The 18898-nt window shown below is 67.4% G+C and carries 14 protein-coding genes; 10 read left to right on the forward strand and 4 right to left on the reverse strand.

Translation table 11 applies throughout. From position 1 onward, the window contains the following. Positions 1–168: 168 nt before the first annotated feature. The 3 genes from LK533_RS00520 (at position 169) to LK533_RS00530 (ending at position 2417) form a co-directional block, all read left to right on the forward strand. Positions 169–891: a response regulator transcription factor gene (locus LK533_RS00520; protein ID WP_229360611.1), complete on the forward strand. Its 723-nt coding sequence runs from the start codon at positions 169–171 to the stop codon at positions 889–891. 203 nt (positions 892–1094) lie between these two features. Further along, positions 1095–1310 carry a response regulator transcription factor gene (locus tag LK533_RS00525; protein WP_229360612.1) on the forward strand — a complete coding sequence of 72 codons (216 nt, stop codon included), beginning with the start codon at positions 1095–1097 and terminating at the stop codon, positions 1308–1310. A gap of 297 nt (positions 1311–1607) precedes the next feature. Then, positions 1608–2417 (forward strand): class I SAM-dependent methyltransferase, encoded by an 810-nt coding sequence (locus LK533_RS00530; RefSeq protein WP_229360613.1) that lies wholly within the window; start codon positions 1608–1610, stop codon positions 2415–2417. 160 nt (positions 2418–2577) lie between these two features. Here LK533_RS00530 and LK533_RS17890 read toward each other — a convergent pair whose 3' ends face one another. Continuing rightward, a complete protein-coding gene (locus LK533_RS17890; RefSeq protein WP_229360614.1) occupies positions 2578–3816 on the reverse strand; it encodes a cytochrome P450 in 1239 nt (412 codons plus the stop codon). Further along, positions 3813–5663: a non-ribosomal peptide synthetase gene (locus LK533_RS00540; RefSeq protein ID WP_229360615.1), complete on the reverse strand. Its 1851-nt coding sequence runs from the start codon at positions 5661–5663 to the stop codon at positions 3813–3815. The genes LK533_RS17890 and LK533_RS00540 overlap by 4 nt, the downstream gene beginning before the upstream one ends. Positions 5664–5879: 216 nt before the next feature. On the opposite strand from LK533_RS00540, the gene LK533_RS00545 reads away from it, so the two are divergent. Then, positions 5880–6401, forward strand: coding sequence for a MucR family transcriptional regulator (locus LK533_RS00545; protein ID WP_229360616.1), 522 nt, complete (start codon positions 5880–5882; stop codon positions 6399–6401). Positions 6402–6656: 255 nt separating this feature from the next. On the opposite strand, the gene LK533_RS00550 is transcribed toward LK533_RS00545, so the two are convergent. Continuing rightward, positions 6657–7928, reverse strand: a complete 1272-nt coding sequence (locus tag LK533_RS00550; protein WP_229360617.1) for an outer membrane beta-barrel protein — start codon at positions 7926–7928, stop codon at positions 6657–6659. Further along, on the reverse strand, positions 7925–8611 hold the full coding sequence (locus tag LK533_RS00555; protein ID WP_229360618.1) for a sugar transferase: 687 nt from the start codon (positions 8609–8611) through the stop codon (positions 7925–7927). Before LK533_RS00555 ends, LK533_RS00550 begins: the two co-directional genes overlap by 4 nt. 329 nt (positions 8612–8940) lie before the next feature. Here LK533_RS00555 and LK533_RS00560 point away from each other — a divergent pair, with 329 nt between their 5' ends. The 6 genes from LK533_RS00560 to LK533_RS00585 all read left to right on the forward strand — a co-directional run bounded on the left by LK533_RS00560 (position 8941) and on the right by LK533_RS00585 (position 18834). Next, a complete protein-coding gene (locus LK533_RS00560; protein WP_229360619.1) occupies positions 8941–11082 on the forward strand; it encodes a GumC family protein in 2142 nt (713 codons plus the stop codon). Positions 11083–11087: 5 nt separating this feature from the next. Beyond that, positions 11088–12380, forward strand: coding sequence for a hypothetical protein (locus LK533_RS00565; protein WP_229360620.1), 1293 nt, complete (start codon positions 11088–11090; stop codon positions 12378–12380). Beyond that, on the forward strand, positions 12377–13666 hold the full coding sequence (locus tag LK533_RS00570; RefSeq protein ID WP_229360621.1) for a hypothetical protein: 1290 nt from the start codon (positions 12377–12379) through the stop codon (positions 13664–13666). Before LK533_RS00565 ends, LK533_RS00570 begins: the two co-directional genes overlap by 4 nt. Further along, positions 13663–14565, forward strand: a complete 903-nt coding sequence (locus tag LK533_RS00575; RefSeq protein ID WP_229360622.1) for a glycosyltransferase family 2 protein — start codon at positions 13663–13665, stop codon at positions 14563–14565. Before LK533_RS00570 ends, LK533_RS00575 begins: the two co-directional genes overlap by 4 nt. Further along, on the forward strand, positions 14565–15755 hold the full coding sequence (locus tag LK533_RS00580; protein ID WP_229360623.1) for a glycosyltransferase family 4 protein: 1191 nt from the start codon (positions 14565–14567) through the stop codon (positions 15753–15755). The genes LK533_RS00575 and LK533_RS00580 overlap by 1 nt, the downstream gene beginning before the upstream one ends. Positions 15756–16083: 328 nt before the next feature. Continuing rightward, complete coding sequence (locus LK533_RS00585) at positions 16084–18834, forward strand: TonB-dependent receptor (RefSeq protein ID WP_229360624.1); 2751 nt, start codon at positions 16084–16086, stop codon at positions 18832–18834. Positions 18835–18898: the final 64 nt, after the last annotated feature.

The following is an 18898-nucleotide window of genomic DNA, read 5'->3' on the forward strand; positions in this document are numbered from 1 at the left end:
ATGTATCGCTCCGCCGTCGAGCGGGTCAAAACGTGTTAACTACGGATATCTTGGCTGGCGCCCGCCCATCCGTGGTTATACGTACTTCCTAATGGTCCATAAATCATGTTTGAGTAACCTAGGGGAACCTTCGTCAGGACTCCGGCAAGGTGGAGCATGGCACCAGTCATGACGGCACAGCGCGATCAGGGAGAAGGTACGGGGCCGGATCTAGTCCGCGTGGTGATCGGCGACACCGGCATCTGCCTGGACGTCGTGCTGGTGGAGGGCGCCCACGCCACGCCGAGCATCGCGTGCGTCGTTGTCGTCGGTGAGGACCTGAAGGCGTTCGAGGTCCGGCGCTGCCCAGCCGAGTCGACAAGCGCGCGGGTCGACGCTGGCGGGGTTTCGGGGAAGATCGGCTCGGCAGGCAGCCCAGCGGCAGGCGCGCAGGAACCGCGGCACGGCGCAGCCGCGGCGGGGAATGGGGCAGCCGCTGCGCGGAGTGGGGTCGCCACGCAACGGGACGGGGGCGGGACGCCGTCCCAGGCTCCCGGGGCGCAGCCGCAGGATAGCGGGGCGCGGCTCGGCGACGGACGTGGGGACACCGGTCAGCCGATGCGTGTGACGGTTCATGGGTCCGGCGAGACCCGGTTGTCGCCGCGCGAACTGGTGGTCCTCTCGCACCTCGCGGCTGGTCTGTCGAACAAGGCAATCGCGCAGGCAATGAAGATCTCAGGCGAGACGGTGCGGGCGCATGTGAAGTCGATTTTCCGGAAGCTCGGCCTGGAAAACAGGACCCAGGCAGCACTTTGGGCGGTGACCTTGACTTCACCCGATCAGGGGGATCGGGCGAGCCAAGCATCTCTGGATTCACAAGAAAGGGGAGGCGCAAGTCCCAATACCCCATAAAGGGGGGATGACTTGACTAAGATCAAGTTATATCGAGGTCCGGCAACGAGTTTGCATGAGCAAGCAAAGACCTGATGAGTGATCTTGCTGTCGCACATCGTGGCGTAAGGTCTTCTACATCTTGGCTGTGTGCAGGTATTTCAATCGGACACGTCGGAGGCAAAATGATTGGCCGTCAAACTGTGTCGTGGGACTCGGCTTCGTTGACCGCCCGGGAACGGGAAGTCCTGGAGCGTGTTGTCGAAGGTCTCTCCGCCAAGGAAATCGCGATCGAGCTAGGCATCGCGCATCGTACCGTGGAGTGCCACATCGAGCATCTGCGCTCGAAGACGAACAGCCGCAACCGCGCGCAGATGGCGGCCGAAGCCGTGCGCTCGGGTGTCGTTCCGATGGTGCGGGCTGGGCACGTGGCGGCTTGAGCATCGTGCGCGGGGCATGGGGAGTGGCGCGCAGCCAAGCGGGCCGTGCCTTCGCGTCGCGCAGTTCGGCGATCTGCTGCGCGGGGGCGGCGTAAGAACGCGGGCGATCGGTCCCGAACCCGCCCCCAAAGCGCGCGACAGAGCCGAGCACGAACCGAGGCGCGTTTCCATGGGGGACGGGCGGGCAGACGGGCAGCGCGCCCGCGGGGCCGCTGGAGCGGCTCGGCTGTCTGGAGGGGTGGAATGGCCTCGATGCTGCAAAATGCATTTCGATCCTGGAACTCTTGGTCGTCGTTGATGCCCGAGCCGCTCCTCGGCATGGCGATGCTGCTTCGGCGCGGGCTGCCGGCGTTGATGGACCAGGCCCGCGATCGCACCGACCTGCTGATGCTGGAGGCGCGGCTGCCGCCGGTCGACCTGCATGTCGCGCATGTCGCCATGCTGCGGAACACCGGCCTGCACGACCGCACCTACCTCGACTGGCGTGCGCGCCGGATCGAAAAGCTGCTTGAGATCTATGGGACGGAGTATTTCAAGGGTAGGCGCGTGCTGGAGCTGGGCTGTGGCCATGGCGACATCGGCGCCTTTTTTGCCGACCTGGGTGCCGAGGTCCTGTGCGTGGATGGGCGGGTCCGCAACATCAACTATGCCAAGCTCCGACACCGGGCAGTGCCGCGGCTGTCTTTCGTGCAGATGGACCTGGAGCGGGACTTTGCCGCCCTCGGCCGGTTCGATCTCCTGATCAACTTCGGGCTGATCTATCATCTGCGCGAAGTGGACGCACACCTGGCCTGCTGCTTTGGCATGGCGGACGAGATCGTGCTGGAAACCGTGGTCTGCGACTCGCTGGATCCCCATCATATCCTGTTTCGCGACGAGCGGGTGGAAGTGGACGAGGAGGCGCTGAACGGCGTGGGCAGCCGGCCTTCGCCCTTCTACGTAGAGCGCCTCGCGCAAGAGGCCGGGCTCGATGTCGAACGCCACTTCTCGCCGGATCTGAATTCCGGAGGCTTTTTTCGCTACGATTGGGAGCATCGCGACGACGGGGCACCCAACGACGATTTTGGAAACCGTCGGTTCTGGCGATTTGCGCGCGCGCAGGGGTGACGGTCAGGCGTTGCGGGGTGCGCGCCTCACCTGCGTTCCATCACCCTACCCGGCTGGCAGTCGGACAATCGACGAACCGACCGCACCCCAGCGGCGTCGCTGCGTGCGTGCGAGTCGGACCGGCCGGAGGCAGGCGACGGCAGGCCAGGTATCTGTCCGGTCAGCGGTCGGGCTTCGCCAGCGTGGTGATGACGGGAAGCGTGCGAAGGCCGCGCAGCCCCAGATTTTCCCGCCACTCGAGTGACGCGCCGGTGAGCTCGATCGTGGCAGCACGTCCGAGCAACTCGCCGAATGCGATCGCCGCCTGCATGCGAGCGAGCGCGGCACCGAAACAGAAATGCGGACCCCAGGCAAAGGCAAGGTGGCGGTTGGGGGTGCGAGCGATGTCGAACCGGTCGGGGTCATGGAAGACGTGCGGATCGCGGTTCGCCGCGGCGGTCATCACCATCACCGCGTCGCCGCGCGCGATCGCCTGCCCGCCCAGCGTCGCGTCGGCGGGGGCGATGCGGCCGCTGAACTGGCTGGGCGTCTGGTAGCGCAGGATCTCCTCGACGGCGCTGCGCATCACGGCGGGGTCGTCGCGCATCCGCTGCATCGCGCCGGGGTGGAGCGTGAGCGTGGCCACACCGCTGGAAATGAGGTTGGTGATGGTACCCAGGCCGCCGACCAGGGTGATGATGACATTGGCGATGATGTCGGCATCCTCGAGCGGATCGGTGTCGCCCTGATCCAGAAGCGCGCCGATCAAGCCGCGTCCCTCGCCGCGGCGCTGGTCGGCGATGATGCCGGCGACATAGCCGCTCATCTGGTCGAGCGATGCCGCGAGCCGGTCGCCCTCGGACCGCGACTGGTGGAAGTTGCCGATCAGCGCGGCGAAATCGTCGGACCAGATCTGCAGCTGGCGCCAGTCCTTGAGCGGAAGCCCGGCGATCTCGGTGGTGATCATCGCCGGCAGCGGCTCGGCATAATCGGCGTGCAGGTCCCAGACGGCGCCGTCCTGCACCCGGTCCACCAGCTCGCGGCAGATGGTGCGCATGCGCTCCTCCATCCCCCGCACCCGCCCGGGGGTAAACAGGGCGGAGCAGGCGTTGCGCACGCGCATGTGCCGCGGGGGATCCATGAACATCATCTGCCGGCGCAGCACGTCGGCGGCGGGCGCGAGCATGGGCAGCCCCATGCGGCCGAACGTCTCGGCACTCGGCGTGCGCGCGGCCAGATATTCCTGGAACACCGCCACCGCCTCCGCATAGCCGGTAACGATCCAGGTGTGGACGTACGGATCCCAGATGACCGGCCCGCGACTGCGCATCTCCCGATAGAGGAGATGCGGGTCGGCGTGGATGTCGGGGCGCAGGAGCTGGGCGAGGCTTGGACCGCGCTGCGCAGGGTGCGCGGTCACGGTGCGTGCAACCCATGCTGCGGCGGCGCCTCCATGTCGGGCACAAAGCCGTGGGAGCGTGTCAGGCGCGCGTCGATCTCTGCAGCCAGACCTTCGACCGTTGGAGTTTCAAACAGGTCGCGCAGGGTCAATTCGACCTCGAACACTTCGCGACACTGGATCACCACCTGTGTCGCCAGCAGCGAATGGCCGCCGATGAGGAAGAAATCGTCCTCGGCCGATACGTCGTCGATCTCCAGCACGCCCGTCACGATCTCTGCGACCGCAATCTCGGTCTCCGTTTCCGGCGCGCGCCCGGCGCTGCGGACACTTTCGGGCGCAGGAAGCGCGTCGCGGTCGATCTTGCCGTTGCGCGTCATCGGAAGTGCGGCCAGCGCCACGAACTGCGCGGGGATATGGCTGCGCGGAAGGTGGCGTTCGAGGAAGCTGCGCATCGCCTCTGGCGTGGGAAGGGTGGCCAGCGTGGCGCCGGTGTCTCCGGGAACCGGGGCGACATAGGCGATCAGCTGGCGCCCGAGCGTGTCATCCTCGCGGATCGACACCACCGCGGCCCCGATCGCCGGGTGGCGCTGAAGGCAGACCGCCAATTCGTCGAGTTCGATGCGGACGCCGCGAATCTTGGCCTGGGTGTCGGTGCGGCCACAAAAGGCGAACTCGCCAGTGTCGAGCCGGCGGGCGCGGTCGCCGGTGCGGTACAGGCGCGCGCCCGGTCTGATCGAGAACGGGTCGGGCACGAACTTGGCCGCAGTCAGCGCCGGCCGGTGGCGGTAACCGCGACCCACGCAGCGCCCGCCGATCCAGATCTCGCCCTCCACGCCTTGCGGCACCGGCTGCATCGCCTCGTCCAGCAGATGGATGTCGGCGCCGTCGATCGGCCAGCCGATGGTCGGCAGGGTCTCGGCGCTTTCATCGGCTTCGGTGCCGTCGCGCACCGGCACCAGGCCGGACGTGGCGGCAATGGTGCACTCCGACGGGCCATAGTTGTTGATGAAGTCGAACGGGAACACGGCCTTTGGAAAGGCGCGCAGCACGTCGCCGCCCGTGAGCATCAGGCGCAGCGCGATGTCCTCCGGCCAGGATGCGGAAAGCAGCGGCTCCGCCAGTGCCATGGGCACGGTGCCGATGGTGATCCGGCGGTCGATGAGCCAGCGGCGCAACAGGTCGGGAGAGGTGCGGGTGGTGGCGTCGACCACCTCGATCGCGGCGCCGGCGGCCAGATAGGGCCAGATCTCCGACTGGGCCGCGTCGAAAGTGAGCCCCATCGCATAGCCGGCGCGGTCCTGCGCCGTCACCGCAAAGGCGCGGAGCGTCCACTGGATGAAGCTCAGCAGATTGTCGTGGGTGATCTCGACGCCGTTGGGAACGCCGGTGGTGCCGGAGGTGTAGACGACATAGGCGAGATCGTTGCCACCGGCTGCGGGCAGGTCGATGCCGCGGCCGAATTCCTCTTCCTGATCGAGCCGGATTTCGCCGGGTGCCAGAGGGCCGTCTGCCGCTCGCGCCACCACGGCGGCGGCGCCGCTGTCGGCGATCATGAAGGCGCGGCGCTCCTCCGGATCGTCCGGGTCGATGACCAGAAACGCGCAGCCTGCCATCAACGTGCCGAGCAGCGCCACGATCTGGTCGGTCGAGCGTCGCATCCGCACGGCCACCACCGATCGCGGCGGCGTGCCGGCGTGCAGCAGCCGCCGCGCCAGCGCCGTGGCCCGGCGCTCGAGCCGGCGATAGTCGGTGTCCACGCCGGCTTCGCTGATTGCCACCCGGGTCGGGTTCGCCAGTGCGGCGGCGAGGACATGATCGTGCACGCCGACGGCTTGCTCGGCGTAGGGCCGCAGGGGACGCAGCATGCAGGGCTCCTTGTCGCGGTGTTGCGGTTCCCCAGTGCCGCGGCGGGGCGCGGGCTGCCCCGGCGGCGCTATGAGTTCCGCCTAGCTACCAGCCGGACCTGCCCCGGTAACTCGTGCAATCTACCGAGCCGGCGCGTGCCTCCGCAAAACTACAGCGGTGCGGCCAGCGTGCCTTCGGTACAGTGCTGCCAGCGACTTACCGGATGGAGCGGAGCGATGGCGGACATCAGCTTCAGGACCGCGCTGACGGCCGGCATCGTTGCCGCCTATATCGCCAGGAATGCGCTCAAGATCGACGAGGTCGAGGCGCTGATCCTTGCAGTGCATCGTACCCTGGGGACCCTCGAAGGGGAGTCGGCGGAGACGCCGGCTGCGGCCGACGCCATGGACGCGGCCGAGGCAGATGCGGCCGCGGGGTTCGTGCGCAATGGCGTGCGATCGGTGTTCGCAGACCATCTGGTGTGCCTGGACGACGGCAGGTCCGTCGTCTTCCTGGCGCGGCACGTCCGCAGCCTGGGATCCGACATGGAAGGCTATCGTGCGCGTTGGAACCTGCCGGCGGACTATCCCACGGTGGCGAGCGCCTACGCCAAGGAGAAGCGGCGCATCGCGCTGAGCTTCGGCTTCGGGCGGATCGGGGGCATCCGTCCGCGCGACGGCAAGACGGGCGGCGCGCGCAAACGGCCGCGCATCCGCGGCACGCTCGGCATCGCGCCGCCGCCGGACGTGACGCACTGACGGTCAGCTTTGACAGCACCCAGCCTTCCAGGTGGAGGCGAGTGGCGCGGGCAAGTACGCGCCGTTCAATGGCGCGCCCTGCACGAAGAAGCGGCCGCGCTCCACATCCTCATGCTGCTGCGACTCGCGGATGTCGAAACCGGCGGCGGCGAGCGAGCGGGCTGCACAGGCGACGATGCCGGCGCGTTGCGGCAGGTGAGGCGCGCGATCACGCGCACGGAATGCATGCCTGCTGCGGCTGCCCTGGGATACCGCTCACCGCTGGAACCGCACCGTCAGCAGGATGCGGTCGTCGCGAAAGTTGCGCAACCCGCTGGCGGCCGACGAGTCCTGCCCCAGATGCTCGTACCGAAGTTCGTAGACGGCGCCGCGGCCCATGCGGTAGCGCGCGCCCCCTGCCCATTGCGGGCGCTCGGCACGTCCGCCGGTGCCCTGGAACGTGTCCCAGGTATAGCCCGCCTCCGCCGAGACGATGAGGCTGCGCAGCAGCTCATAGTCGGCGCGGGCGATGATGTCGGTGCTCAGATAGGCAGGCGTGTCGGCCTGTGCGGCATCCTCGATCCGGCGGCCGCCCTCGACCGTGATGGTGAGCACGGGCTTGGCGAACCACTCGATCCGTCCGCGCCCGCTCAGCCCCTTTGCCCACCAGCTGCGGTTCGGCCCTTCCTGCGACAGATAACCGGCCTGGAAATGGCCGCGCACCTGGCGCGTGATGTCGAAGTCGGCGCCTCCTTCCACGGTGAAGCCCCAGGAGTCGCGATCGAACCCTGCCGGTCCCAGTCTGCGGTAGGAGCGCCGGTTGGCAGTGGCATCCACATAGAGCGCCAGCGCCGGGCTGACCGCATAATCGACGCGGGCGAGGGTTGAGAACACGTCGCGGTCGCGGAAGTCCTGCGGCAGCGGCGCGCCGCTGATCGCCTGGGCATCGTTGAAGCGATAGCGGTGCCAGTCCAGGCCGGCGCGCGCGGTGACCTGGCCGAACGGATATTCGCCGACCAGCGTGCCGCCGGTACTGTGGAAGCGGATCGGGCGATCGGCGGCGCCCGGCGCATCGACGTCGCGACGCGACTGGGTGAGCTTGGCGGTTTCCAGCGACAGGTCGAGATAGCCGCGCTCCAGGTCCAGGCGCCCGCCGGCCGCCAGCTGATAGTCGGTCGTGCTTTCGCGCTCGGCTTGCAGATACTGGCGGCTCGATACGGATGCGCTGGCGTTGAGCGCGTTGCGCGACCAGTCGCTGCGGATCGCCAGATTGGCGCCCGCCGTGACGATCAGGTCGTCGATCGGGTCCTGGTCCAGCGCATAGATGTTGCTGTCGTACTGGGTGCCGAGGTCAATCGACGGCTCGACCAGGAAGCTGCCGAGCGGAATGCCGAGCGGGTCGAGCTCGGGATGGCGCCGCTCGACCACCGAGAGGTCCGGATCCTGTTGCCGGTCCTCGAACGGCCGGTCCTGCAGCGCCTGTGCGCCGGCAAGTCCAGGCCAGGCGGCGACGCAGAGGAGGGCGGCAGCCCCGCGGCGCGCCCTCACCGCGCGCCCTGGCGGAGCAGCACCGCCGCGGGCGTGCGCAGAAGGATCCCGAGGTCGCGGGCGAGCGACCAGTGCTGCGCGTAGGCAGCATCGAGCCGAACCCGTTCGGCATAGGAGAGGTTGTTGCGCCCGCTGACCTGCCACAGGCCGGTGACCCCCGGCGTGACCCTGAAATAGTGGCGCGCGCTGGTGCCGTAGCGGCAGAGTTCCTCGCGCGTGATCGGCCGCGGACCGACCAGGCTCATCTCTCCGCGCACGACGTTCAGAAGCTGCGGCAGCTCGTCCAGGCTGGTCTTGCGCAGCAACCCGCCGATGCCGGAGACGCGGGGATCGCGTTCCAGTTTGCGGGTGCGGGACCATTCGGCAGCGCTGGCCGGATCGCTGGCGAGCAGAGCGGCAAGCCGCTGGTCGGCGTCGGCGTACATGGTCCTGAACTTCAGGCAGCGAAAGCTGCGCCCGTTCCGCCCGACGCGCGCATGACCGTAGAAGATGCCCCCCGGGCCGCTGTTGCGGATCAGCAAGGCGATGCACAGCAGGAGCGGCAGCAGCGCAATCAGGATGATCGACGCGACCGCGAAGTCGCCGACGCGCTTGACTGCCTGGGCTATTGCACCAGTCCACGCGTTGCGGCGATCGGCCGCGATGCGAACCATCAAAGCCGAGACGGCGCCGCGATCCTGCATGATGTCCCCTTTGGCGTGCCAGTACTTATACGGATGGATGCAATCCTCAGGCACTATCGTCCTGGTCTTGCAGCATTGTCTCCGGCAACGTTCTTCTTAGAACATGCTGACAGGGAAAGGGCAATATCGCGCTATATCGGGAAACTACCTACCAGAACCAAGACTGTTCGGAAGGGCGATGCTCCTGGATTTAGGGAATTTCTTCTTGAGGAAGAAGGGTGAGGCGAAAACGCGCCGCCTAGGCATTTTGCACGACAGATGGTGCGGGGCGAAGTCTCTACCGTGACGGCCATCGGGCGGAGTCCCGGACCAGCAGGGCAGGGGTCGTGATGAACGGTTTTACGAGGCTGCGTAGTCCCCGTGACGTGGTGGGCCTGTTCGCCCGGCGACTGGGGCTGTTCCTGAGCGTCGCTGTCCTGACGGGACTTGCGATGGGCGCGTTCATCGCCACGCGCGTGCCGCGGTTCGAATCCGCGGCGCAGATCGAGATCGACGTGCATCGCCAGTCGCCCATGGCCCCGAACATCGCCATGCCCGACAAGTCGGACCAGGGAATCGTGGGCACGCAGATGAAGCGGATCGCTTCACGGTCGGTCGCCGCGCGCGTGGTCGACCAGCTCAACCTGACCCATGATCCCGAATGGTCGCCGGAGCCCGGACGCCTGGCAAAGCTGATTGCGCCGACCGCGGTGGTTTCGGAGGAGACTCGCCGGCGGCGTGCGATCGATGCGCTGATGGCGCAGCTGACGGTGGAGCGCGACGAAGTGGCGCCGGTCGTGACCGTCCGCGTCGCCTCCCGCGATCCAAAGCGGGCCGCGGACATCGTGAACGCGGTAGCGGACTCCTATCTGGAGGAAGCGTCGGAGGCTGGCCGCGCTTCGGCAAAGGGCGAAGCCGACATTCTGCGGCGGCAGCTCGATCGCCTCGCGTCAGAAGTGACCGCTGCCGATACGGCGCTCGCCGACTATCGTGCGTCGCGCGGCCTGACCGCGTTGTCGGCGACTACCGGCGGGGCGGTCGAGCAGCAGGCGGCGGCGCTGGCCGGGCAGCTGGCGGCGGCGCAGTCCGAGGCAGCAGCGGAACAGGCGCGCGCCTCGGTGGCGTCGGGCATGATCGCGTCGGGGCGCGGCGACGGCTTCACCGAAGTGGTGCAGTCGCCCGCCATGACTCAGCTGCGCCAGCAACAGGCGACGATCGCGGCGCAGTTGGCCGAGGCGCGGGTGCGCTATGGCCCGAACCATCCGCGCGTGCGGCGGATCGCGGCGCAGGCGGACGACATCGCCCAGGCGATCGGGCAGGAGCAGGCGCGGATCGCGGGCAGCGTGCAGGGAACGGCGCTGGCATCGCAGCAGGCGGCGGGCGCGGTCGCCGCGCGGCTGTCCGCAGTGCGCGGGCAGCAGGCGGCGCAGACCACCGCCCAGGTCGGCGCGGACCGGCTGGCGCGCATCGCGGATGCCAAGCGTGCGACCTATGTCCAGCTCGCCCAGTCGGCGGCACGATCGACGCAGGAAGGCGCGCTCACCTCGCTTCCGGGCATGGTCATCACCCGCGGCGTGCCGGCGATGACCGCTTCCTATCCCAAGACGGAGCTGCTTGTGCTGCTCGCGCTGCTGGCATCGCCGGCGATGGGGGTGATCGCAGTGCTGGGGGTCGAGGCGTTCGACACCAGGGTACGCGAGCCGGCGGAACTGGTGGCGCTGCCGGGTGCCAGCCACATATCCGCCGTGTCGAAGGTGAGCGGCAAGGTGCTGCGGCAGATCGACCGCCGGGCCAAGCCCTGGGACTATGTGCTCGCGAAACCCATGTCCTCCTTTGCGGAGTCGGTGCGTGCGGTGCGGCGGCGGCTCGCCTTCTGTCGCAGCGGCCGCGGCGGCGCGCTGGTGGTCTGTGTCACCTCTTCGGTGTCGCACGAGGGCAAGTCGACGTTATCGGCGAGTCTCGCCCGCACCATGGCGCTGGCCGGCGACCGGGTGCTGCTGATCGACTGTGACCTGCGCCGCAACGGCCTGGCCGAGCTGTTGCCGGATCCGCCCGAGGCAGGGCTGGGCGAGGTGCTGGAAGGGGGCATGCGGCTGGACGATGTGCTGATGCGCGATGCCGCCCCGGGCCTGGACGTGCTGCCGCTGGCCGGTCCGCGTTTCACGCCGCAGGACGTGTTCGGCGACGGCCGCATGGCGCAGCTGATGGTTCGGCTGCGCGAGGACTATGAATATGTGATCGTCGATGCGCCGCCGGTGCTGGTCGTCGACGATGCGGTGACGCTGGCGCGGCTTTCCGACGCGGTGCTCCTGGCGATCCGCTGGGGATCGACGCGGGTGGAGACCATCTCTGCGGCGATGGAGCGCCTGCGTGAGGCAGGGGACCAGACGATCGAGCTGGTCATGACGGCGGTGGAGTCCCGCGCGCCTTTTTCCTCCTACCACGACCCGCATTATTATCTGTCGGCAGCGTCCGGCTATCATGTGAACTGACGGGCATGGCGGACCTGACAGCCCGAGAGACCGGGCGCCTGTGGTTCCTTGCCCTCAAGGGCCTGAACCTGGCGCTGCTGATCGCCTATTCGTTCGGCATGGTGTTCGTGCTGGTGCGCGCCGTGCCGCCTGGCTTCTATCCCTGGATGGTGATGCTGTCTTCGATTGGCGGCTATGTGCTGGCGGTTGACCTCGGCTTTTCCAACTATGTCTATTCGGTCGTCCGGCGGCGGTTCCTGACCCACGAACTCGCGGGGGCGGAGGAACTGGTGGCGGAGGCGACCAGCCTCTACCTGATCGTCGCGGCGATCGCCTGCGCACTGGCGGCGCCGTTCGTCCTCGCGCTGGCACCGGCGGGACTGAAGCTTGCGATGTTCGGCTATTTCGCGACCATCGTGCTGCCGCTGCCCTGGATGCTGATCCGGCGCGCGGCGGCGGCCGTGGACCTGCATTTCCAGATCGAGGCGCTGGAATGCACGCGCAGGGCGGTCTTTTGCGGGTTCGGCGCCATCATGCTGCTGGGCGTGCCGTTGCTTGGCTTTGTCGTGCTGTCGCTTGGCGGCTGGCTGGTGGCGATGACCGCCGCCTGGGCCTTGCTGCGGCGGCACGGCTTTCACATTCGCCCCGGCCGCCCGGGGCGCGTGCTGGCATTCCTGGCCGAGAACCGGGGCGGGGTGATGCAGTCGGGCTGGTTCACCGCGCTCGAGTTCGCGATCTACAACTTCCCCTACCTGGCCATTCCCGCGCTGTTCCAAGGTCCTGCGAACCTGGTGGGCTTCGACCTGTTCAACAAGGTCGCGCGTTTCGGCGGTGCCGCCTATTCGGTGCCGGCCGAGGCATTCAGCCCGCAACAGACGCGCGCCTATTACGCGGGCGATGCCGATGGCGTGGAGCGATACCAGCGGTTGATGTGGGCGGTGGGCGCGGTGCCGATGGTGATCGGCGGCGGGCTGCTGATTGCCCTGGGCGGCCCGGTGTTCGACCGGCTGCTCGCGGGTGTCCACGCCATTCCCATGGAGCTGCGCTGCGCCATGGCGGCCATGCTGGCGGCGCTGCTGCTGCAGAGTTCGGCCGGCGGCTTCCTGCTGTCGGTAGGGCGCTATGAGGAGGTGTCGCGGGTCGCGCTGGTCACGGCGGGGCTGATGGTGGCGGTGGTGGCGGTGACGGCGCTGTTCGACCTCAGCTTCACCGATTTCATGCTGCTCTACGTGCTCGCCTATTTCGTGCACGCGATCCTGTTCGAAGCGTGTTTCCGCCGGCTGTCGGGCCGGACGCGGCGGGTGGAGGTGCTGGCATGACCGTGCTCGCGCGCATGCCGGCGGTGCCGTTCGCGCCCATGCCTGGAGCCGAGTGGCGGGCGGCACGGCGGACCTACCCGCGGCTGGCGCTCACCACGCTCACGGGGACAATGTGGCTGGGAGTGCTGACACAGAAGATCGCGCTGCCCGGCAATGTCGAAGTGACGCTGCCGATCCTGCTCGGTGCAATCGCGTTCCTGATGGTGACCGGGCGGGCGCGGCTGAGCCTGCCGCGGCTGCTGGTGTTCGCGCTGCTGGGCGTTGCCGTCGGCCTGGGCCAGGCCGTGGCGGCAGACCATCGCGACATTTCTGTCCCCGCCATGGCAATGGCGGCCGCCATCTATGGCATGTTCCTGTTCGTGGTGCCGCTGACTGCCGACGAGCGGATGCTGCTGCTGCGCCGCTTCCAGGGGCTGGCGCTGTTCATCGCCGCGATGGTGGGCATCCAATGGGTCTGCCAGCTCGCAGGGCTGCCCATGCCGACGTTCGAGATGCTGCTGCCGCAGACGGCGCTGTTCGAGTTCTACAACTCGGTCCAGCCGCTGGCGTGGAAGGCGGCCTATATGAAGCCCAACGGCATCTTCCTGCTGGAGGCATCGCACGCTTCGCAGTTGCTGGCGATGGCGGTGGTGATCGAGATCTGCATCTTTCGCCGCTGGGGACGGGTGGTGGCGTTGCTGGTGGCGCAGCTGTCCACCTTTGGCGGGACCGGCTTCATCCTGCTGCTGGCGTCCGTGGTGCTGCTGCCCTTCTACCTTTCCAAACGGAGCCTGGCGGCGCTGGTGGGAATCACCCTGCTGGTGGCGGTGGGGACGAGCTTCACGCCGGTGTGGACCAATTTCGCCAAGCGCAGCGCCGAGATCGGCGCCGAGGATACGTCGAGTGGCCGCGGACGGTTCGTCGAGCCCTATCTGTTCATGGTAGACCGGCTGTCGGCGGACCAGCGCACGCTGATCTCCGGCCTGGGGCCAGGCAACGGCAAGCTGGATCGCGACCGCACCGGCCAGCTGGTGATGAACCCGGTCGTCAAGGCGACCGTCGAATATGGGCTGGCCGCAGGGATCCTGTGGATGCTGTTCGTGCACGGCTGCGTGCTGCGCACCCGCATGCCGTTCGTGGCGGCGTTTGTGGTCATCCTGCAATATGACTTTCTGAACGGGTCGCTGCTGGTGCCGATCAACCTGCTCTATTGCTGGATCCTGGCCGGCGCGCACGCGCGCGCAAGCACGGATCCGCCCTTTGCGAACACGCCGCCGCCTGCGGCGCAGGGGGGACGCTGGCCATGATCTCCATCATCGTGCCCACGCGCAACCGGGCCTATACCTTGCGCAAGGTGCTGCCGTCCTATTGCAGCCAGGAGCTTGTGACCGAGCTCGTGCTGGTGGACGATGCGGGCGAGGACGACACGGCTGAGGTCGCCGAAGCGATCGCCGGCGAATATCCGTCCATCACGCTGCGCATCGTCCGTCATGCCCAACGCATGGGGGCGGCACGCTCTCGCCAGGATGGTGCGGCGGCTGCTGCCAACCCCTTTGTGCTGTTCTGCGATGACGACGAATATCTGGAGCCCGGCTATGCCGCCGAATGCTTTGCCCTGCTGATCGCCCGCAACGCCGGCGCGGTGTCGGGACGGCGGGTGTACATGCGGACCGGCGAGACACGCGCGCAGGCGCTGGCGCGGTTTGGCGACGGGATGCGGCGGACCGCACCCTTCAACTATGCGCTGTGCGAGACGGTGAACGGCGCGGTCTTCACCGGCGCGGTAAGCATTCCGATCACCAATTCCAACATCCTGACCCGGCGCGAGCATGTGCTGAACTTCGGCTTCGATCCGCACTACAGCGCGGGCAACGGCTATCGCGAGGAAAGCGACTTCCAGATGCGGCTGTTCCTCGCCGGGTTTCCCGTCCTTGCGAGCAACGACGCCCATAGCCTGCACTTGCCGATGGACGAGGTGCGGACCGGCGGCCAGCGCATCCGGCGCCTGCGCAAATTCCTGTGGTCGGTGCGCTACAACGGCTATTTCCTGGACCAGCATTACCGCGCCTATGCCGAGCGCGTCGGATTGCGCCAGCCGCTGTGGATCGCGCGCGTGCGGGCGGCGGGCTATCTCGCCTGGCGCAACTTCCTGCGGCCGCCGCTCCATGCGCTGGCAATGACGGCGCGCTACGGAGCGCGGGGGTAATGCCCGGCGAGCGGCCGCTGCGCATCCTGCTGTCGATCCACCATCGGCTCGACCGGGACAGTGGTGCGGCCGGCGTGGTGATGCGCATCGCCGAGGAATATCGGCTGCTCGGCCACCAGGCGCGGGTCCTGTCACACGATGATCTGCCGCCATGGGCGCGGGACCGCGCGGGCTTCCTGTTTCCACTGCTGCTGGCGCGCCAAGTGACGCGCTGGCGGCCGGATGTGGTGGACGCGAGCAGCGGGGACGGCTGGCTGGCCTTTTCGCAAGGGATGCCGGCCCGGCCGCTATGCGTGACGCACAGCCACGGGCTGGAGCATCTCTCCTCCGCCAGCGAGATCGAGGAGGCGGCAAGCTCAGGGCGCCGGCTCGCGCTTGCCAAGCGGCTGTGGCGGCACGGGCTGCGGCTGAAGCTGGTGGCGCGATCCTTTGCTGCGGCCGATCTGGCGCTGGTGCTCAACGACGCGGAGGCGACCTGTCTGGAGCAGCGGCTGGGGGTGGCCGCCGACGCGATCGAGCGCATCGCGCTCGGCACCGACCATGCAGGCGTGCCGATCCGGGTCAGCGGGCGCGCACCCGCAGGCGTTGTGCAGATCGGGGCGTACAGCCGGCGCAAGGGCGTCCAGGTGACGGCTCGGGCGATGACCGCGATCCTGGGCGAGCGAGCCGACGCGACGCTGACCTTTATCGGGACCGGCGTACCGCGCGAAACGGTGCTCGCCGACTATCCGGCCCATCTGCATGGCCGGATCGAGGTCGTGTTGCGCTATGCCAATGCGCAGCTGCCAGCGCTGCTGGAGCCGCATTCGATCTGCCTGATGCCGTCGCTGTTCGAAGGCTATGGCATTTCCAAGATCGAAGCGATGGCCTGTGGCCTGGCCGTCGTCACCAGCGACGATGGAGGCGCGTGCGCGGACGTCGTGGACGGCGTCAACGGCCTGGTGGTCCCGCGGGGGGATGCGACCGCGCTGGCGGCCGCGGTCCGCCGCTTGTTCGACGATCCGCAAGAGGCGGCGGCGCTTGCAAGGACAAGCAGGATCACGGCGGCGGAGCGCTCCTGGGCGACCGTGGCGCAGGCGCGACTGGCCCTGTATCGCAAGCACGCCCGGTCCCCGGCAGGGGTCGCGGCACCCGTGCAGCCGAAGATCCGCCGCGGCTTTGAAGCATTGCCGGGACTTGCGCGGGACTGATCCGCGTTCACGAAACTATCTCCGTCGCGTAACCGGGACGTAACAAGTCTTCGCCACCCACGCCTCTGCAAGACAATGGCTATGGGGATGACGATGTCTTGGAACGTGGTGATCCGGGGCGGATCGCTGCGCTAGAACGCACGCCTGATCGGCCGGAACTCGGCGCGCGCCAGCAAGGCGGGGCGCCGGAACGGCACGGCGCGCAACACCATGGCGGCAAACACCGAGCGGTTCGGACGCATGCGCGTCCGGGCGTGCCGGTGTTCGCCCGCAATCTGCGCCGGCCTCGCGCCGCGGCGCCGCATATCAACCGGGGGGAAGAAGTAACATGAGCCGCACGAACCACACCGCCGCACGCTCGATCCAGCTTCTGCTCGGCGTCGCCGTCGCGGCACTGCTCGCGATGCCGGCCGCCGCGCAGACCGCGCCGGCCTCGCCTGATACGGAGGCCGAGACGGGCGAAGAGATCGTGGTTACCGGCTACAGCCGCAGCCTGGAGGAGGCGATCGACATCAAGCGCAACACGATCGGCTTTTCGGACTCGATCGTAGCAACCGATATCGCCGACTTCCCCGAGCAGAACCTGTCCGAAGCGCTGCAACGCGTGCCGGGCGTGACGATCGAACGCGACAAGGGCCTGGGCACCCGCGTGAACGTCCGCGGGCTGCCGACCGAATTCACCTTTGTGTCGATCAACAAGCTGGCGACCGCATCGGGCTCGGGCGGGCGCGACGTCGAGTTCGACATCTTTGCTTCCGAACTGATCCAGTCGGTGACGGTCCAGAAGTCGCCGACCGCGGCCGATGAGGAAGGCGGCATCGCCGGTTCCGTCTACATTCGTACCGCCCGGCCGTTCGACAATCCCGGCCTGCGCCTGGTCGGCAGCGCCGAGGGGGCGTACAACTCGATCTCCGAAAAGATCGACCCGAATTTCTCGTTCCTCGCGAGCAACACCTTTGGTGACTTCGGCGTGCTGGTGTCGGTTGCCAAGCAGCAGCGTACCAACCGCACCGATTCCAATTCCGGCATCAACTTCCGCCCGATCGCCCGCTGGACGGATCGGACGGGCACCACCTATCGCAGCCAGGCGATCGACGTGCTCCAGCGCGACGCGGGCATCACCTATAGCGACGACTTGAAGAACCGGATCGTGTTCCTCGACAAGGTCGGCGACCGTGTCTACCAGAACGATCAGGATCGGCTCGGCCTGTCGGGCTCGGTGCAGTACAAGCCCAGCGATCGTTTCAGCCTCGCCTTCGACGCGTTTGTCGGGTCGTACGACACCACCGAGGACGAATATGACGCCGCCGGCTATTCGGCGTCGAGCAACTCGACCCTCGACACGATCCACGAATATGACGCGACCACGCTGGCGGACGACGGCATCATCGTGCTGCGCGACGTGTCCTACACCAACACCCAGCACGAATTCCTGAGCAAGGAATATATCAACGAGACCGACTATCGCCAGTTCGGCAGCGAGTTGAACTGGGAGGTGGGCAGCTGGAAGATCAACGCGCTCGGCGGCTATTCGGGCGCGAAGAAGACGCTTGATTATGCCAACCTCAAGCACGTTGCCTATGCGCCCTCACGCACCCGCTATACGGAAAATGGCGGTGAGACGATCCCGAGCGACGATCCCGCCACGATCGACATGTACGACGCGCCGGAAAGCTATTTGTTCGAGGCCTATGAGACCACGCGCGAGCGGATCAAGGACGACAAATATGCAGCACAGCTCGACATCGGCCGCGCATTCGAATCGTCGTTCCTTGCGCGCTTCGACTTTGGTGGCCGCTACACCAACAAGACCAACGAGCGCGAATATGGCGAGGAAAAGATCCAGGGTCCGACCCGCGGCAGCACGGCCTATGTGAACACGCGCACCCTGGCCGACAGCCCGCTCGAAAGCGTGACCGCGATCGTCGGCGGCAAGGACTATCAGGTGCGCGACCTCGATTGGGCACAGGTGTCGAACGACTATGCCCGCGCCTTCTTCCGCCCGGCCGGTTTCGAGACGCCGTTCGCAGACGCCAACTACTACAAGGTCAAGGAAGAGACGATCGCGGGCTATGCGATGGTCGACTTCGAATTCGACGTGGCGGTGCCCGTGTTCGTGAACCTGGGCGGGCGCTATCTGCGCACCACCATCCAGTCGGAGGGCTTCCACCAGGTCCAGAACTCCGACGGCACCACCGGCCTCACGCCCGAGCCGGTGTCGAGCGAGGGCAGCTATGAGAAGCTCCTGCCGTCGTTCAACGCGCATGCCGAGCTGACGCCGAGCCTCTACCTGCGCGCCGCTGCCTCGAAGACCCTGATCCGCCCGGCCCTGACCGACCTCGCCTACAAGCGCACCGCGAGCTACAGCAACTATCGGTACACCGACGGCAATCCAGGGCTGAAGCCAACCCTGGCCGACCAGTGGGAGATCGGTGCCGAGAAATATCTGGGCCGCGGCGGCGTCCTGGCGGCATCCTATTTCTGGAAGAAGATCAAGGGCGTGGTCCAGAGCGAGCTGACCGGCGTGGTCGAGGGCGTGACGGTGTACAACGCCAATGGCACGGTGAACGGCGTTTACGACTTCGACGTCTATCAGCCGGTCAATGCCGAGGGTTCGTACAAGGTGAGCGGCGTCGAGCTGAACGCGGTGATCCCGTTCGGCATGTTCGCCGACTGGGCCGACGGCTTCGGCATCAACGCCAATGCGACCTTCCTGGACAGCTCGCTGACCGGCGAGTCCGACCTCGGCATCGACACCGCGCCGATCGGACTGGCCGACACCACGTACAATGCCACGGTCTTCTACGATAAGGGGCCGCTGTCGCTGCGCGTCTCGTACAACCGCAAGGGCAAGTATGTGGAGCGGATCGAGCGCAATATGTATCCGGTGTACCGCGACGCCTATGGCCAGTTCGACGCGTCGGCGAGCTACCAGTTGACCCCGAACTTCCGCGTGGAGTTGCAGGGCATCAACGTCGGCAATGCCAAGACCACCGGCTACACCATGGATCCGTCCTTCCCGACCACCTACGAATTTTCGGGAAGCCGCATCAGCCTGGGCGTGCGCGCGCAGTTCTGATCCGAACCGGCTCCCGCCGCGGCCGCGGCAGGGAGCTGCCGTCACCGCATGCAGTTTCGTCCCC

The sequence above is a fragment of the Sphingomonas sp. PL-96 genome (genome assembly GCF_020707215.1).
GTDB lineage: Bacteria > Pseudomonadota > Alphaproteobacteria > Sphingomonadales > Sphingomonadaceae > Sphingomonas.

Coding starts and splice junctions, on each gene's coding strand:
- LK533_RS00575 (WP_229360622.1), top strand. CDS start 13,663: ATGATCTCCATCATCGTGCCCACGCGCAACCGGGCCTATACCTTGCGC.
- LK533_RS00545 (WP_229360616.1), top strand. CDS start 5,880: ATGGCGGACATCAGCTTCAGGACCGCGCTGACGGCCGGCATCGTTGCC.
- LK533_RS00580 (WP_229360623.1), top strand. CDS start 14,565: ATGCCCGGCGAGCGGCCGCTGCGCATCCTGCTGTCGATCCACCATCGG.
- LK533_RS00560 (WP_229360619.1), top strand. CDS start 8,941: ATGAACGGTTTTACGAGGCTGCGTAGTCCCCGTGACGTGGTGGGCCTG.
- LK533_RS00570 (WP_229360621.1), top strand. CDS start 12,377: ATGACCGTGCTCGCGCGCATGCCGGCGGTGCCGTTCGCGCCCATGCCT.
- LK533_RS00540 (WP_229360615.1), bottom strand. CDS start 5,663: ATGCTGCGTCCCCTGCGGCCCTACGCCGAGCAAGCCGTCGGCGTGCAC.
- LK533_RS00585 (WP_229360624.1), top strand. CDS start 16,084: ATGAGCCGCACGAACCACACCGCCGCACGCTCGATCCAGCTTCTGCTC.
- LK533_RS00565 (WP_229360620.1), top strand. CDS start 11,088: ATGGCGGACCTGACAGCCCGAGAGACCGGGCGCCTGTGGTTCCTTGCC.
- LK533_RS00520 (WP_229360611.1), top strand. CDS start 169: ATGACGGCACAGCGCGATCAGGGAGAAGGTACGGGGCCGGATCTAGTC.
- LK533_RS00555 (WP_229360618.1), bottom strand. CDS start 8,611: ATGCAGGATCGCGGCGCCGTCTCGGCTTTGATGGTTCGCATCGCGGCC.
- LK533_RS00530 (WP_229360613.1), top strand. CDS start 1,608: ATGCCCGAGCCGCTCCTCGGCATGGCGATGCTGCTTCGGCGCGGGCTG.